The sequence below is a fragment of the Actinoplanes sp. NPDC021490 genome, assembly GCF_055562135.1.
Map to the genome: position 1 here is coordinate 228043 of NZ_JBVHFW010000007.1, position 14686 is coordinate 242728.

A 14686-nucleotide genomic window follows, 5' to 3' on the forward strand; every position below is an offset into this window, starting at 1 on the left:
ATCTTGCCATGCCCCCTCTTCCGAAGCCGCCCGCCTGGACCGCACCCCTGCCGGAGGCCCACCCGCCCGCGGACATGGCCGTCTATCACCTGCCCACCGGCACGTACGAGACGCGGGCCGCCTTCGCCGTGCAGGGCGGCTCGTTCGGCGACAAGCGGGCCTTCGCCGCCTCCGCGGTCCTGATCAAGCATCCCCAGGGCGACCTGCTGATCGATGCCGGCTTCGGCGCCGGCGTGGCCGCGCACATCCGCCTGCTTCCCGTTTTCGTGCGTGCCCCCTACCGGGCGGGCCGGACGGTCAGCGAGCAGCTCGAGGCGGCCGGCTACGACCGCGGCCGGTTGCTCGGGGTGCTGCTGACGCACTCCCACTGGGACCACACGAGTGGGCTCGACAGCCTGCGGGGCACGCCGCTCTGGATGAATGCCGAGGAGCGCCGGTACGCCGCCGAGGATCCGGACGGCAAAGTGTTCCGCCAGGTGTCCCAGGGCTACGAGATCCACGAATACGCGTTCGCGGACGGGCCGTACCTGGGGTTCCCGTCGAGCTACGACGTGCACGGCGACGGCTCGGTGGTCGTCGTTCCGGCCGCGGGCCACACTTCCGGCTCCGTCATCGTCTTCGTGACCACGCCCACCGGCGACCGGTACGCGTTCATCGGCGACCTGACCTGGCAGATCGACGGCATCCGCTGGCGGGTCGAACGGCCGTGGCTGCTGAGCAAGCTCGCCGACAGCGACCGCGGGCAGTTGCGCCAGGACCTCGGCCGCATGATCGCCCTGGACGGCCTGGTGCGCATCGTCCCCGCGCACGACCTCGGCTCCTACGACGGCCTTCCGCTGCTGACACCGTGACACCAGGAGAGAAAATGCCGACCCTTCCCCCGTACGACCTGAGCGAGCGCGCAACCGCCGGCCGCGAGGTCTACGCCCGCAACTTCGGGGTGTCTGCCGACGAGGCGGAACGGCTCATGACTCTGCGCGTCGGCCCGGTCTTCACCCGCGAGGCGTACGAGGCGGCCGGCGGCCCCGGCTGGCAGGGCACCGCGCTGACCGACCGCGACCGGAGCATCGCCGTGATCGCCGCGCTCGTGAGTCAGGGCGTCACCGATGAGCGGCTGACGACCTACCTGTCGGTGGCCCGCCGCAACGGGGTCGACACCGAGGGGCTCACCGAGCTGATGGTGCTGCTCATCGCGTACGTCGGGCAGCCGTACGCTTCGCTGGCGGCCGAGGCCGTGCAGCGCTCGACCGGCGCGGAGCAGTGACTTCCCCGGCAACCTCTGTGTGGCATCTGGGCCCGCTGCCGATCCGGGCCTACGCCCTCTGCATCCTGGCCGGAATCGTCGTGGCGACGCTCATCATGGAACGGCGACTGCGGGCGCGCGGCGTCGGGGCCGGGGCCTCCCTGGACATCGCCGTGTGGGCGGTGCCGTCCGGCATTCTCGGCGCGCGCGTCTATCACCTGATCACCTCGCCGCAGGACTACTTCGGCGCCGGCGGTGACCCGCTGCGCGCCTTGGCGATCTGGGAAGGCGGCTTGAGCATCTGGGGCGGCATCGCCGGCGGCGCGCTCGGCGCCTGGATCGCCGTACGGCGCCTCGGCCTGTCGCTGGGTCTCGTCGCCGACGCGCTCGCTCCCGGACTGCCGGTGGCGCAGGCGATCGGCCGAATCGGCAACTGGTTCAACAACGAGGTCTACGGCCGGCTCACCACGCTGCCGTGGGGGCTGCAAGTGCACGACATGCGCACGGGGGAGCTGCTGCCCGGGCTCTATCACCCCACCTTCGCGTACGAGGCGCTCTGGAACCTGGGTGTGGCCGCGCTGGTCTGGGGAGCCGACCGCCGGTTCGTGTTCCGGCGCGGGCGGGCGTTCGCCCTCTACGTGATGGGCTACACCGCCGGTCGGGTCTGGATAGAGACGCTGCGCATCGACGAGGCCAACACCTTTTTCGGCGTACGGATCAACGTGTTCACGGCGACTGCGGTGTTCCTGGGCGCAGCGTTCTACTTCTTCACCACCCAGCCCGTACGGGTCCCCGCCCCGGCTGGTGGCGCCTGAGACTCATGGAGAAACTCCAGGAGAAAGCGTCGGTAAGCTTCGTCCATGGCAGTGAATGAAATCGCGGCGTCGCTGCTCTACCAGGTGACGGCCATCGCCGGTCAGGTCACCGGTCGCATGCAGGAGGGCCTCGAGCGGCTGGAGCTCACCGGGCCGACCGCAAACCTGCTGTGGGTCCTGAATCCCGAGGACGAGCCACAGTCGCTGCGCAAGCTGGCCGCCCTCCTGCACTGCGACCCTTCCAACATCACCCTGCTCAGCGCGCAGCTGGAGGAACGCGGCTTCGCCGAGCGGCGCCCACATCCACGCGACGGACGCGTACGGACGCTGGTGTTGACGCCCGGGGGCCGGAAGATCCGCCGGCGCCTGCTCACCATCGTCGCGAAGCGCTCACCCTTCGCTGATCTCGACGATGAGGAACAGCAGATCCTGCAACGCTTGCTGGCCAAGGCGCTCGACGGGCCCTCATAATTTTGCTTGAGAAACTCATGTATATTCTCAGGCATGAGCAGTGACGCAGGTCCAAGACATGTACGGCTGACCGCCACCGGCGGCCCCGAAGTGCTTCAGGTCGAGCCCATGTCGGTGCCCGAGCCCGGCCCCGGGCAGATCCTCATCAGGGTGGAGGCGGCCGGGGTGGCCTTCAACGACATCTCCACCCGTGAAGGGCTCAACCCCGGGCCTTTGCCGGACGTGCTGGGTTTCGACGTCGTCGGCCACGTCGAGAAGGTGGGAGCCGGTGTCGACGATGTCGCCGTCGGCCAGCGGGTCGGCGCCCTGGTCGGCGCGGGCGGCTATGCCACCCACGTGGTGGTGGCCGCGCGACGGGCCGCGCCGATGGCCGAGGGGCATCCCGCCGAAGAACTCGACGCGCTCGTGCTCAACTACCTCACCGCCTGGCAGATGTTTCACCACGTGGCCAAGCCGGCCCCCGGCCAGGCGGTGCTGGTGCTCGGCGCGGCCGGCGGTGTCGGGTCGGCGTTCTGCCAGATCGCCCGCGCCGCCGGAGTCGAGGTCTACGGCACCTCCAGCCGGGCCCGGCGAGCCCGGGTCGAGGCCAACGGCGCCACCTGGGTAGCGGACGCGGCCGCGGTGCCGGCCCCCGTCGCCGCCACCTTCGACCCGGTGGGCGGTCCGTCGCTGGCCCGTTCGCGCCGCGCCACGAAACGGTCGGGCGTGGTCGTGTCGTACGGCTTCAGCTTCGCCGCCGGCGCCGGATACTCCAAGCTCGGCGCGATGACGCGCACCGTCGGCGCCCTCCTGCGAGCGAAACTCACGCCCGGCGCCCGCGTGGCGGTGCACATGGTGGAACGAGCGGTGGACAAGAACCCGGCCGGCTTCCGGGCCGACATGACCGCCCTGGTCGAACAGCTGCAGGCCGGAACTCTCAAGCCGGAGGTCACCACCCTGCCGCTCGACCAGGCCGCCGAGGCGCACCGTCGCCTGGAGAACCGCGAGGTCGAAGGCAAACTCGTCCTCATCCCGTGACTCCGCCGGGCTGGCCGGCCCGCGCCTACGAGGATCACGCGTTCGACAGATGCAGAAACAGGGCGGACCACCTGGCGACGACCATGGTGGATACCAGTCGTTCACCGGTGGGCGGGCAGGAACATGCGGGTGGTGGCGCCGGTACGCCAGGCGGGGCGCATGGTCATTTCGCTGAGCCGCCAGCCGTCCGGGGTCAGCTGGGCGTCGGCTCGGAGGACACCGCCGGCCACGAAGTGGGTCTGCAGCTCGGCGGAGTTGCCGGCGTCGTTCCACAGGTGCATGGCCTGCATGTTGGCCCTTACCCGGGCGGTGTCGCCGGTGATTGGCGTGCCGACCTCGCTGCCGTGGCCCGCAACCGGCGCGCCATGCTCACAGCCCACCCGTGGCTGGGCACGGAACTGGCTGGACGCCCCGCGATCGGGCCGCATGCCTTGCTCCATCACGAGCGTGCCCTGGAAGCGGTGGCCGGCTACGCGGATGACCCGGTCACCGCCGGCAGTGCCGTGGAAACCGTCTTGGCGTACGTACTGGGCGCAGCCGCCCGAGAGCTGGCCGAGGTGCGGACCCGGCAGCGAACCGGGCTGAGCGAAGAGCAATGGCGCGCCGCCGTGGCCCCATACCTGCAACAGGCTCTCGACAGCGGCAGCTACCCGCGGCTGAGGCGAATGGTGCACGAGGCCGTCGACCCGGATGCCGATGAACGGTTCGAACGGGGCCTGGCCTGCATATTGGCCGGGCTCGCCACGTGCCCTGCCTGACCCCGCCGCCGTCTCCCGTATGCGGTCCTCAGCGGAAGTCGGCGGCGTGGTCGCGCGCCCACTCGGCGAAGGTCAGGGCGGGGCGCCCCAGGATCTCCGGCACGACGTCCGTGGCCACCTCCGCCGGCAACTGATGCACGCTGCCGCCGGCCCGGATCAAGAGGTCGACCAGCGGCTCCGGGAGCTGGGTCAGCAGGTCGGCGCGGTAGGTGTCGACGTCCACCTCCTGCAGCCGTACGGGCTCACCGACCGCCTCGGCGATCGCGGCGACCTGGGCCCGAATGGTCACCGGGCCCGGTCCCAGCACCGGATAGGCGGCGTCCTTCGCGTCGTCCAGCAACGCTCGAGCAGCCACCGCGGCGATGTCGCGTTCGTGGACCGGCGCGGTCGTCGCGTCCGGGAAGGCGGTCCGCAGCACGCGGTCAGTGCGGATCGACTGCCAGCGCAACGAGTTCGTGGCGAAGTAGCCCGGCCGTACGAAGGTCCGGGCGAAACCGGCGTCGGTCAGCGCCCGCTCCGCCGCGATGTGCCGCAGCGCGATCGGATTGGAGGCGGCGTCCGGAGCCATCACTGTGTAGGACGACAGCAGGACCACATGCTCAACGCCGGCACTGCGGGCCGCCGCCGCGAACTCCGCCGCCGTCTCCGGGTGGGCATAGAGAAAGATTTTGCGTACGCCGGTCAGAGCATCCCGCCACGTCGTCGGATCGGTCAGGTCCGCCCGCACCACGTCGACATCCCGCGGGAACTCGCCCGGACGTGGGGCACGGCTGGACGCGCGGACCGGCGCCCCGGCGGCCACCAACTCGTCCAGTACCGCAGCTCCTACATGCCCGCGGGCGCCGGTCACCAAAATGGTCACGCTGGTCTCTTTCCGTCAGGGGCCGCTCGTACGGGCGGCTCGTGGTTACAGACTACATAAACTGAAACTTGTAAGGACGTCGGAGGGGCTCCGCTGCGAACCGGTACGCTCAGACGATGCTCGCCTCGCCGAACCGCACCGTCTGATGCGGGCAAGCGGCCCGCTGGATGCGGAGTCGATCCTGTCCGCCACCGAGGACGTCTTGCGCCGTTACGGGCCGGACAAGGCGACGGTCGTCGATGTGGGCAAGGAGCTCGGCGTCAGCCATGCCGCCGTCTACAAACACTTCCCCTCCAAGGCCGCGCTGCGCGAAGCCGTCTCCCGGCGCTGGCTGAACCGCGACCGTGATGCCCTGGCGGCCATCGCGAACGACACGAAGATCCCGCCACCGCGGCGGCTGCGCACCTGGCTGGCTGCCCTGCTGGCCTCGAAGCAGGCGAAGGCTCACGACGATCCGGAGCTCTTCGCCGCCTACAAGTCCCTGGTCACCGAAAACAGCGTCGCGGCGATCGACCACGTGGCCGACCTCCTGGGTCAGTTGGAAGTCATCCTCACCCACGGCATGGCCGACGGCTCGTTCCGGCGGGCCGACCCGGCCGAGACCGCCCATGCCGTTTTCACCGCCACTACCCGCTTCCACCACCCCGGCCTGGCCGCCGCCTGGACGGAGCCGGGCATCGAGCACGAGCTCGACGTCATCTGCGCTCTCCTGCTCGACGGCCTGAGATAGCCCCCCGACGGTGCCGTCGTCCACCACCCCTGCGGACCGCATCGGCCCGCACGTGCCGGACATGCGGCAAGCCGGGTGTGGTCGTCGGTCGGGTATTGCTCGCGTCCTGACTCTTCAAGAAGAACGATGGTGTCAGCTTGGCTCGTCGGCGTCGGTGGGTTGTGCGTAGAGATCACGGGCTCGGGTCCGGGTCCGCGGAGAATTCGGCGGGAGCATCGAGAGTGACCAGACACCCGGCCGAAGCAGACGGGGTGTGCCTCAGGGCCGTCGAAGTCAGCGATCTTGACGTCCTTTATCAGCACCAGGCAGATCCGCAGGCAGCCGCGATGGCTGCGTTTCCCTCACGTGACCGAGCCCGGTTCGACGCCCATTGGGCGAAGATCCTGCTTGATGATGCCGTTGTCGCGCGGACGATTATGGCCGACGGCGTCGTCGCCGGCGGTGTCAACAGCTGGCAGGTCGACGACCGGAGGCTGGTTGGCTACTGGATCGGACGTGAGTATTGGGGGCGTGGCGTCGCCACACGAGCACTGGACCAGTTCGTTGACACTGTTCAGGACCGGCCGCTGTACGCGCACGTCGCCGCCCACAACGCCGGCTCGATCCGCGTGCTCCAAAAATGCGGCTTCCATCGGGACCATGCGCAGGAGGCCCGGACTCCCAAACCTGAGGACGAGGTCGAGGAGTTCATCTTCGTTCTCCTCGAGTAGGCCTTGACAACTGCCAACCTCCATTCCCACTTTGCGCCAGGGCCCCGTTCCGGCGTCCGAAGCCACTCGGCATCTATCGTCACAGAGCGACACGTCATGGTGACATCGCGGCGAGCGGAGGCAGCGTGCCCGAGGACAACACTTACGTACGGGACCACAATGCCCGGGTGGATCCGATGCTCACCCTCGGGACGATCACTGTCGCGGAATTACGCACCATTCTGGACGACCTTCCCGGCGAAGCCGTCGTTGTCGTTGGGCAAGACGAAACCGGAGGGGATGGGTGTTCACCGCTGGCCGATGTGGAGGAGGTCTGGTATTTGCCATCGGCCGGGGAGTGGGTTCCGCTCGGACGCGATGCCGACGGAAACGTCCACGAGCCCGGTTCCCGTGATCTGTATGCGGTGCTGCTGCGTCCCACCGATCGCCGGTGAAGCGGCTTCGGTCGTCTTCTCGGCTCGCACCGGTGCCCGGGCCTGCGGGCGTATGCTGCCGCAGTGTCGCGGGCGACATGTGCCCACCGCAGCCGTAGACGCGGAAGGACAACCGATGCCCGACCGAGAAGGCCGCCTGGTCGGCGCCTACCGGCGTGGTGTCATCCGATACGCCTTGGCTGTGCTGGTCTTCGGCCTGCTGGCCTTGTACGGGGTGAACGGGTTGCGCCAGGACGCGCCGGCAGTCGGGGTGCCCCTGCTGATGACCGGCCTTGCCGGCGCGCTGGGCGCCGCCGTGACTGCCGCCGCCGTGTGCCGGTGGCCGGAGTCCCGCGTTCAGCGGTTGGCCTGCCTGGCCATGCTGCTCGCCTCGGCCGCCGTAGTCGTCACCGGCGTGGCCTTGGCCCCCGACGGGGAGGAGCGCGGCTTCGTCATCGGGGTGGCGGCCTTCCTCGCCGTTCTGCTGGCGGGCTTCGCGTTGGCCGCCTTCCCGCCGCGGGCATCGAGCCGGATCTGACCGGCGGCATGGAGGCGCTTGAGTGCCCACGACAGGTCTGGATGGGCGGCCGGACGGATCAGCGCAGCGTGGAGATGACGGCCCTGGTTGCCTCGGCGAGCAGGGCGTCGTCCGAGGGGGCCTCGGGCACGCCGCGGTCCGACTGGATGGCGATGATGAGGGGCTTGCCGGCCGGCGGCCAGACAATCGCGATGTCGTTGCGGGTGCCGTAGCCGCCGCTTCCGGTTTTGTCGCCGGCCTTCCAGCCGGCGGGGACCCCCGCCCGGATGTACGGGCCACCGGTGGTGTTGCCCACCAGCAGGCCGGTCAGCTTCTGACGGCGGGCCGGAGACAAAACCTTGCCGAGAGCGTACGTACGCAGGTCCCGGCCCAACTGACGCGGCGTGCTGGTGTCGCGTACGTCGCCGGGTGTGGCTTCGTTCAAGGTCGGTTCCGTGCGGCTGGTGTTGGCGACCCGGTCGCCGACCTTCCGGAGTTCCCGTTGCAGGCCCCTCGGTCCACCGGCCTCCTCGAGCAGCAAGTTGGCCGCGGTGTTGTCGCTGTACTGCACGGCCGCGGCGATGAGCGCGTCGACGGTCATTCCCGTGGCCACGTGCTTCGACGTGACCGGCGCCCATTCCAGCAGGTCGGCCTCGGTGTATCGGACGACGCGCCGCAGGTCGGCATCGGTCAGGCGGTCGAGCAGCACGCCGGCCAGCAGCGCCTTGAACGTCGACGCGTGCGCGAAACGCTCGTCCGCGCGGTGGGTGACCGTACGCCCGGTTCCGGTGTCGATCGCGTAGACGCCCAGCCGGGCAGCGAAGCGGGCTTCAAGGTCGCTGAACCGGCGGTGGTCGGCGACCGGAACCGCGGCCGGCGACATCGACGCGGCGCCGGACGGGCCGGGTGACCCTTGGGGTTCCCCGCATCCTCCCAGCAGGGCAGCGACGAGGACGAAGAGCATGGCCGGCACGGCAGAGCGCCGCGGGGTAGCGGGAATCATGGGTTCGAGCTTGCTGGCCTGCTCTCATGCGGTCAAAGACGCTCACGGTGGTTCCCATGCGATTACGGCATAGCATGAGGTCGTGGACCTGATCGGAGCGTGCCAGGTGTTCGTGCAGGTCGGTCAGCGGGGGAGTTTCACGCTCGGCGCCGCGGCCGCCGGCGTACCGCAGCCCGTGGCCAGCCGGCGCATCGCCGCGCTGGAGAAGCGGTTCGGCGCGAGGCTTTTCGACCGTGCGGCGCGCGGGGCTGTGCTGACCGCGTTCGGACGGGACATGTTGCCGTCGGCGAAACGGCTGGTGCAGCTGGCGGAAGCGCTGGAGGACGACGTCGAGAAGGCGAAGCTCCGGCCGCTGACGCTTGCGGTGCCCGAGAGCTGCGGCGTACGGCCGCTCGCGCTGCTGGACGCGGCCGCGCGCGAGCAGGGCACGATCCTGGATTTCCGGCCGGCCGGCCGTCGGGCCGCCTGGACCTGCTGAGGTCCGGCCGGGTGCGGGCCGCGCTGGTCGCCGTCCCACCCGACGAGGCGACCTGGGTGACTCCGCTCGGGGTGGCCTCGGCCCGTGATGAGGGCCCGCGGGCGCTGCACATCTCGACCCTCAGGCCGGGGCGGGCGCAACGGTCGTCGCGGCGGATCTGGATCGAGCCCGAGGACGATGTTGCGCACGTCAGGGATCGGCTGATCCAGATCGGGCACCGCGCCGCGCTGGCGCCCGCGCAGACAACGGTCGCGGTGACCCTGACCGCGGCAGTGTCCGATCTGGTCCGTACGGGAAATTTGTTGTTGTGCTCCGCGGCCCAGGCCGACGAGCTGGAGCTCCACTGGCGTCCGATCGCCGGGGACCCGGTCGCCCGCGGCTACGAGGTCTCCGCCGGGGCCGGCAGCGACTCCGACCAGCTCCGGGGCCCGCTCCGCGCCGAGGTCGGACGCTGCCTGGCGTGCGGCCCGGGGGAGCCGCGATGACCACCGCCGAGCGGGTCGTCAAGACCCTGCGTCATCGTCTGGCCGCCGCCGGTCTGACCGGATCGTTCCTCGTGCGGGACCTGGCGAGCGGGACCGAGATCGGCATCGAACCCGACCTGGTGTATCCGATCGCCTCGCTGGTCAAGATTCCGCTTGCGACGGCCGTGCTGGCCCGCGTGGAGGACGGCCGCCTCGACGGCACGATGATGCTCGAGGTCGAGCCGGGCCGCATCGCCACGCCCGGCCCGACGGGGCTGAGCAAGTTCCGTCATCCCGTCCGGATCGCCGTGGACGACCTGCTGTATCTGAGCACGTCGGTCAGCGACAACACCGCCGCCGACGCGCTGTTCGGCCTGGTGTCGCCGGGCGAGGTGAACGACGAACTGCGCAGGGCGGGGATCTCCGGGATCGCCGTCCGGCACGTGCTGCGCGATCTCGAAGAGACGCCGGCGGAACTGTTCGAGCCGCACGAGGTGCACCTCGCGCATGCGCTCGCGATCGGCTCACGTACGCCGGGCCGCGGGCACGCCGTGCCTCAGCTAGACGTGAGCCGGGCCAACACCGGCACCGCCCGGGCGTTCGTCGACCTGCTGCAGGCGCTGTGGATTCCCTCGCGGATCGCGGCCGGCGCCGCCGCGCGGACCCGGTCGCTGATGGGTGACAACGTCGTCCGCCACCGCCTGACGCCCGACTTCAGCGCCGACGCCGCCAGATGGTCGTCCAAGACCGGCACCCTGCTCAACCTGCGGCATGAGGTCGGTGTGGTCGAGCACGAGGACGGCGGAGTGTTCGCCGTGGCGGCGCTCACCGAGTCGGCCGTGCCGGCCGCGATCCAGCCGGCCGCTGAGGCGGTGATGGGGGAGGTGGCCCGGGCCCTGCACGACCACCTCCGCGCATCGGCCTGAGTCAGAACTTGATCTCGCCCTGGTTGTAGACCCGGGGCTGGAAGTACGACGCCTGGATCTCGGCGTTGGTGTTGCTGCCCTTCAGCTGCTCCGACCAGAGCATGAACCAGGCCCACTTGGGCTGGCTGTCGAGCAGGGCCGCGGTGGGCACCTTGCCCATCTCGGCGATCGCGATCGGCTTGCTGCCGGCGATGGACTGGATCTGCGAGTAGTCACCGCTCGACGGGTAGTTCTTGTACCACGCGTCGAGGGTGACGACGTCGACGTAGTTGCTGCCGGGGTAGTAGGCGGCCCAGCCTCCGGCCGGGTTGTCCTGCACGTTCCACACCCAGATGAGGTTGTCCAGGCCCTGGCTGTCGAAGTAGTCGCGCATCTGCTGATAGAGCTTCGCCCCGCCGTTGACGCCGGGCCGGTTCCCCCACCAGTTCCAGCTCTCGTTCATCTCGTGGAAGGGCCGCCACAGTACGGGGATGCCGGCGTCCTTGAGCTGCTTGAGATAGGGGACGACGGCGGCCATCCGGCTGCGCCAGGTGTTGTTGAGCGCCGTGCCGCCGGTGACGATCTGCTGGAACTGGGTGGCGCTGATGCCGGTCTTGACGCCGCCGTCGAAGTTGCAGGTGGCGCCGACCGTGGGGGAGCAGGCGTGCCAGGTGAGCGCGACCAGCGAGCCGTTGGCCCACTCGGTCTTGGCCTGGTTGATGACGCTCTGCCGGTTGGCGATGTCGTTGGACGTGAACATCATGTCGCCGCCCCACAGCCCCGGCCACTGTCCGGTGATGTCGTGGACCTGCTGGGTGTACTGGCCGGGGGAGGTGGCCGGTTCCTTGTTGTGCTGGCCGCTGACGACGTGGTTACCGGTGATCGACTTCAGGTAGTTGATCACCGTGGTCTTCGGCGTGGCGGCGAACGCGCTCGCGGTGCCGGTCATCGAGATCGAGGCGACCACCGCGGCCGAGGCGACGAGCGTCGCCGTGAGCACGGCGGCGGGCAGACGGGGAACTTTCATGGGGGGTCGATCTCCTTCACGGAGGGGGATGAGGCTCCATGGTCGGGCCCGCGTTCTCAGGATGTCAAGACTTACATTAGTAATTTAAGAAACCCTGCATGCGTCGCGACCAGGTCAAACTTGCCGACCGGTCAAAATAAATTAGTAATCTAATATTGACACCGTCGTAACGGCCGTCCCATGCTGGGCCCCCACCAACCCCCACCGGACGGATCCCAGCATGATCAATAGACGGCGCTTTCTCGGTACCGGCGCGGTCGCCGCGCTCGCCCTGGTCACGGGTTGCACCGGCGGGGCCGGCAGCGACGACACCGGCTCGAGCGGCGACTTCTCCGGCGACATCAAGGGCACCATTACGGTCCTGACCAACCGGACCGACCTGGTCGACACGGCGCTTCCGGCGTACGCGAAGAAGTTCGAGGCCAAGTACCCGGGCACCAAGGTGACCTTCCAGGGCGTCACGAACTACGACAACGACGTCACCACCCAGCTCAGCGGCGGCGACTACGGCGACGTGCTGCTGATCCCGAACACCGTCGCGATCGACCAGTACAGCCAGTTCTTCGAGCCGCTCGGCGCCGGCCCCGAGCTCGAGGCCAAATACCGGTTCACCACCCCGGCGACGTACGAGGGCCAGGTGTACGGGCTGTCTCTGGGCGGCATCGCCAAGGGCTTCGTCATCAACAAGCGCATCTGGGCGCAGGCCGGGATCACCGCGCCGCCGAAGACGCCGGAGGAGTTCCTGGCCGGGCTCAAGGCCGTCGCCGGCAAGACGGACGCCACGCCGTACTACACCAACTACAAGGACGGCTGGCCGGTGGGCGAGTGGAACAACCACCGGTCCGTCTTCGCCGACCCGCAGATCAACGACAAGTTCCCCACCGATCCGAGCCCGTGGCAGCCCGGCAAGATCCAGTACCTCACCGACGGGCTGCTCTACGACATCGTGCACGCCAAGCTCAGCGAGAAGGACCCGCTGACGACCAACTGGGAAAGCTCCAAGCCGGCCCTGGCCACCGGCAAGATCGCCTCGATGCTGCTCGGCTCGTGGGCCGTCCCGCAGATGCAGGACGCGGCCAAGGCCGCGGGCGCCAACCCGGACGACATCGGCTTCTGGCCGTTCCCGTACCAGACCGGCGGCAAGTTCCACGCCACCATCGACGGCGACAAGATGGGCGCGGTCAGCAAGAACTCCGGAAACAAGGCCACCGCCAAGGCCTGGCTGGACTGGTTCGTCAACGAGTCCACCTGGGCGGCCGACCAGCAGGCCATCCCGCCGGCCATCGACCAGCCGCTGCCCGCCGGCCTGCAGCAGTTCACCAGCACCGGCGTCGAACTGCTGGAGATCCCCGCCGCGACCACCAACGCCGGCCGGGAAGACGAGATCATCAAGCAGTCGGAGATCGACCTGAAGGGTGAGATCTACCGCCAGAAGCTGATCGACATCGCGCGCGGCGCGGGCAAGGGTGACAAGGACTCGTACTTCGCCGGCCTGAACAAGCGGTGGGACGCCGCCCAGTCACAGGTGATGAAGTGACCACCACCATGGAGCGGCCGCGGGTCACCGCGGCCGCACCGCCCCGGCGCCGCCGCCGGTTGTGGTCGAGCCCGTGGCTGTACCTTGCGCCCGCGCTGATCCTGCTCATCACGTTCACGTACGTCCCGGTCGGCAACATGATCTGGTACAGCTTCCACACCTGGGACGGCCTGGACGTCACGATGGAGCCGGCCGGGCTGGACAACTACGTGCGGGTCCTCACCGACGAACAGTACTGGCGGGTCTTCCTGATCAGCCTTTACTACCTCGTCGCCTCGTTCGCCCAGATCGCCGTCGCGCTCTACTTCGCCACCGTGCTGTCGTTCAGCGCCCGGTTCCGCAACCTGTTCAAGGGCATCCTGTTTTTCCCGTACCTGCTCAACGGGGTGGCCGTCGGGTTCGTCTTCCTCTATCTGTTCCAGCCCGACGGCACCCTGGACACGTTGATGCGGTTCCTCGGGCTGGGTGATCAGACGCAGCTCTGGCTCGGCAACCCGGACATCGCCAACTTCTCCCTCGCCGGCACGTCGGTGTGGCGGTTCACCGGCCTGAACTTCGTGCTGTTCCTCGGGGCGATCCAGTCGATCCCGGGCGAGATCTACGAGGCCGCGGAGATCGACGGCGCGAACCGGTGGCACCAGTTCCGGCACATCATCGCGCCCGGAATCCGCCGCATCATCAGCCTGTCCTTCATCCTGGCGGTCTCGGGCAGCCTGGCCGCCTTCGAGATCCCGTTCATCATGACCGGCGGCGCCAACGGCACCCGCACGTTCGTCGTGCAGGCCTACCAGACCGCGTTCCAGTTCCGGCAGATCGGCCTGGCCTCGGCCATGGCGGTCGTGCTGCTGCTCGCTGTCCTGCTCCTCACCTGGATCCAGCGCCGGGTGCTGCCCGACGAGGAGGTGACCCTCTCGTGAGAAGACTTGCCACCGGCGGAAAGTACGCCTCTCTCGTGCTCGCCTCCGCGGTGGTCCTCGTACCCCTGGTGGTGGTGCTCTTCGCGTCGTTCAAGACGCACTCGGAGTACAACACCACCGGACCGCTGACCCCGCCGCGGGACTGGCTCAACTTCGACAACTTCGCCATCGCCTGGACCGGCGGGAAGATGCTGCAGGGATTCGTGAACACCACGATCATCCTGGTGATCTCGCTGGCCGGAACCATCGCCGTGGGCACCCTGGCGGCGTACGCGATCAGTCGTTTCACCTTCCGTTTCAAGCGCCTCGTACTGGGGCTCTTCCTGGTCGCCGCGCTCGTGCCCGGCGTCACCACCCAGGTCGCCACCTATCAGATCGTCAAGTCGATGGATCTGGTCAACACACTCGGGTCGGCGATCGTGCTGTTCCTGGGCACCGACATCGTGTCGATCTACATCTTCATCCAGTTCATGCAGTCGATTCCGAAGAGCCTGGACGAGGCCGCGGTGATCGACGGCGCCAACCGGTTCACCGTCTACCGCAGAGTGATCCTGCCGCTGATGAAACCGGCGATCGCCACTGTGGTGATCATCAAGGGCATTGCCATCTACAACGAGTTCTACATCCCCTTCCTGTACCTGCGCTCGCCCGACCTGAATGTCATCTCGACCGCGCTGTTCCGCTTCAAGGGCCCGTACGGCGCGCAATGGGAGACGATCGCCGCCTGCACGATGATCGTCATCCTCCCGACCGTCGTGATCTTCCTGCTGCTGCAGCGCTTCATTTACAACGGCGTGACCGCCGGAGCTACCAAATGAG

General features: G+C 68.8%; 19 protein-coding genes and 1 pseudogene. 16 read left to right on the forward strand and 4 right to left on the reverse strand.

What is annotated here, in order from left to right; all coding sequences use genetic code 11:
* Positions 1 to 8: 8 nt before the first annotated feature.
* From ACZ3I4_RS21050 to ACZ3I4_RS21070, 5 genes and pseudogenes are all read left to right on the forward strand, one after another.
* Positions 9 to 851: an MBL fold metallo-hydrolase gene (locus ACZ3I4_RS21050; RefSeq protein ID WP_465383658.1), complete on the forward strand. Its 843-nt coding sequence runs from the start codon at positions 9 to 11 to the stop codon at positions 849 to 851.
* A 14-nt stretch (positions 852 to 865) separates the two neighbouring features.
* Entirely contained in the window at positions 866 to 1264 is a 399-nt protein-coding gene (locus tag ACZ3I4_RS21055) for a carboxymuconolactone decarboxylase family protein (RefSeq protein ID WP_465383659.1), read from the forward strand.
* Positions 1261 to 2046 (forward strand): annotated as a pseudogene (gene lgt / locus ACZ3I4_RS21060) (prolipoprotein diacylglyceryl transferase); the annotation flags it as partial. The gene ACZ3I4_RS21055 and the pseudogene lgt, both read left to right, overlap by 4 nt.
* 57 nt (positions 2047 to 2103) lie before the next feature.
* The gene (locus ACZ3I4_RS21065) at positions 2104 to 2529 is read left to right on the forward strand and encodes a MarR family winged helix-turn-helix transcriptional regulator (protein ID WP_465383660.1); all 426 of its coding nucleotides are present in this window, start codon (positions 2104 to 2106) and stop codon (positions 2527 to 2529) included.
* A 33-nt stretch (positions 2530 to 2562) separates the two neighbouring features.
* Positions 2563 to 3546, forward strand: coding sequence for a zinc-binding dehydrogenase (locus tag ACZ3I4_RS21070; RefSeq protein ID WP_465383661.1), 984 nt, complete (start codon positions 2563 to 2565; stop codon positions 3544 to 3546).
* Positions 3547 to 3647: 101 nt separating this feature from the next.
* Here the strand turns inward: ACZ3I4_RS21070 and ACZ3I4_RS21075 are convergent, their stop codons facing one another.
* Positions 3648 to 3926: a nuclear transport factor 2 family protein gene (locus ACZ3I4_RS21075; RefSeq protein WP_465383662.1), complete on the reverse strand. Its 279-nt coding sequence runs from the start codon at positions 3924 to 3926 to the stop codon at positions 3648 to 3650.
* Here ACZ3I4_RS21075 and ACZ3I4_RS21080 point away from each other — a divergent pair.
* Entirely contained in the window at positions 3822 to 4304 is a 483-nt protein-coding gene (locus ACZ3I4_RS21080; protein ID WP_465383663.1) for a TetR/AcrR family transcriptional regulator C-terminal domain-containing protein, read from the forward strand. The two genes, ACZ3I4_RS21075 and ACZ3I4_RS21080, sit on opposite strands and share 105 nt — an antisense overlap.
* Positions 4305 to 4332: 28 nt before the next feature.
* On the opposite strand, the gene ACZ3I4_RS21085 is transcribed toward ACZ3I4_RS21080, so the two are convergent.
* Complete coding sequence (locus ACZ3I4_RS21085) at positions 4333 to 5166, reverse strand: NAD(P)H-binding protein (protein ID WP_465383664.1); 834 nt, start codon at positions 5164 to 5166, stop codon at positions 4333 to 4335.
* 145 nt (positions 5167 to 5311) lie between these two features.
* Between ACZ3I4_RS21085 and ACZ3I4_RS21090 the strand changes: the two genes are divergently transcribed.
* The 4 genes from ACZ3I4_RS21090 (at position 5312) to ACZ3I4_RS21105 (ending at position 7557) form a co-directional block, all read left to right on the forward strand.
* Entirely contained in the window at positions 5312 to 5896 is a 585-nt protein-coding gene (locus ACZ3I4_RS21090) for a TetR/AcrR family transcriptional regulator (RefSeq protein ID WP_465383665.1), read from the forward strand.
* 221 nt (positions 5897 to 6117) lie between these two features.
* On the forward strand, positions 6118 to 6606 hold the full coding sequence (locus ACZ3I4_RS21095) for a GNAT family N-acetyltransferase (protein ID WP_465383666.1): 489 nt from the start codon (positions 6118 to 6120) through the stop codon (positions 6604 to 6606).
* Between the two features lie 167 nt (positions 6607 to 6773).
* Positions 6774 to 7040, forward strand: a complete 267-nt coding sequence (locus ACZ3I4_RS21100; protein WP_465383667.1) for a hypothetical protein — start codon at positions 6774 to 6776, stop codon at positions 7038 to 7040.
* A 115-nt stretch (positions 7041 to 7155) separates the two neighbouring features.
* Entirely contained in the window at positions 7156 to 7557 is a 402-nt protein-coding gene (locus ACZ3I4_RS21105; protein WP_465383668.1) for a hypothetical protein, read from the forward strand.
* 58 nt (positions 7558 to 7615) lie between these two features.
* Here the strand turns inward: ACZ3I4_RS21105 and bla are convergent, their stop codons facing one another.
* Positions 7616 to 8539, reverse strand: coding sequence for a class A beta-lactamase (bla, locus tag ACZ3I4_RS21110; RefSeq protein ID WP_465383669.1), 924 nt, complete (start codon positions 8537 to 8539; stop codon positions 7616 to 7618).
* A gap of 82 nt (positions 8540 to 8621) precedes the next feature.
* Here bla and ACZ3I4_RS21115 point away from each other — a divergent pair, with 82 nt between their 5' ends.
* From ACZ3I4_RS21115 to ACZ3I4_RS21125, 3 genes are read left to right on the forward strand one after another with little or no spacing between them, the layout of a single operon-like run.
* The gene (locus tag ACZ3I4_RS21115) at positions 8622 to 9017 is read left to right on the forward strand and encodes a LysR family transcriptional regulator (RefSeq protein ID WP_465383670.1); all 396 of its coding nucleotides are present in this window, start codon (positions 8622 to 8624) and stop codon (positions 9015 to 9017) included.
* Positions 9018 to 9028: 11 nt separating this feature from the next.
* Entirely contained in the window at positions 9029 to 9502 is a 474-nt protein-coding gene (locus ACZ3I4_RS21120) for a hypothetical protein (RefSeq protein ID WP_465383671.1), read from the forward strand.
* Positions 9499 to 10407, forward strand: coding sequence for a serine hydrolase (locus ACZ3I4_RS21125; protein WP_465383672.1), 909 nt, complete (start codon positions 9499 to 9501; stop codon positions 10405 to 10407). Before ACZ3I4_RS21120 ends, ACZ3I4_RS21125 begins: the two co-directional genes overlap by 4 nt.
* Position 10408: 1 nt before the next feature.
* Here the strand turns inward: ACZ3I4_RS21125 and ACZ3I4_RS21130 are convergent, their stop codons facing one another.
* A complete protein-coding gene (locus tag ACZ3I4_RS21130; RefSeq protein WP_465383673.1) occupies positions 10409 to 11413 on the reverse strand; it encodes a glycosyl hydrolase in 1005 nt (334 codons plus the stop codon).
* A 220-nt stretch (positions 11414 to 11633) separates the two neighbouring features.
* Between ACZ3I4_RS21130 and ACZ3I4_RS21135 the strand changes: the two genes are divergently transcribed.
* Genes ACZ3I4_RS21135 through ACZ3I4_RS21145 form a run of 3 tightly spaced genes read left to right on the forward strand, consistent with a single transcriptional unit; the run spans position 11634 to position 14685 of the window.
* Entirely contained in the window at positions 11634 to 12950 is a 1317-nt protein-coding gene (locus ACZ3I4_RS21135) for an ABC transporter substrate-binding protein (protein ID WP_465383674.1), read from the forward strand.
* Positions 12947 to 13867: a carbohydrate ABC transporter permease gene (locus ACZ3I4_RS21140; RefSeq protein WP_465383675.1), complete on the forward strand. Its 921-nt coding sequence runs from the start codon at positions 12947 to 12949 to the stop codon at positions 13865 to 13867. The genes ACZ3I4_RS21135 and ACZ3I4_RS21140 overlap by 4 nt, the downstream gene beginning before the upstream one ends.
* Positions 13864 to 14685, forward strand: a complete 822-nt coding sequence (locus ACZ3I4_RS21145) for a carbohydrate ABC transporter permease (RefSeq protein ID WP_465383676.1) — start codon at positions 13864 to 13866, stop codon at positions 14683 to 14685. The genes ACZ3I4_RS21140 and ACZ3I4_RS21145 overlap by 4 nt, the downstream gene beginning before the upstream one ends.
* Position 14686 lies beyond the last annotated feature (1 nt).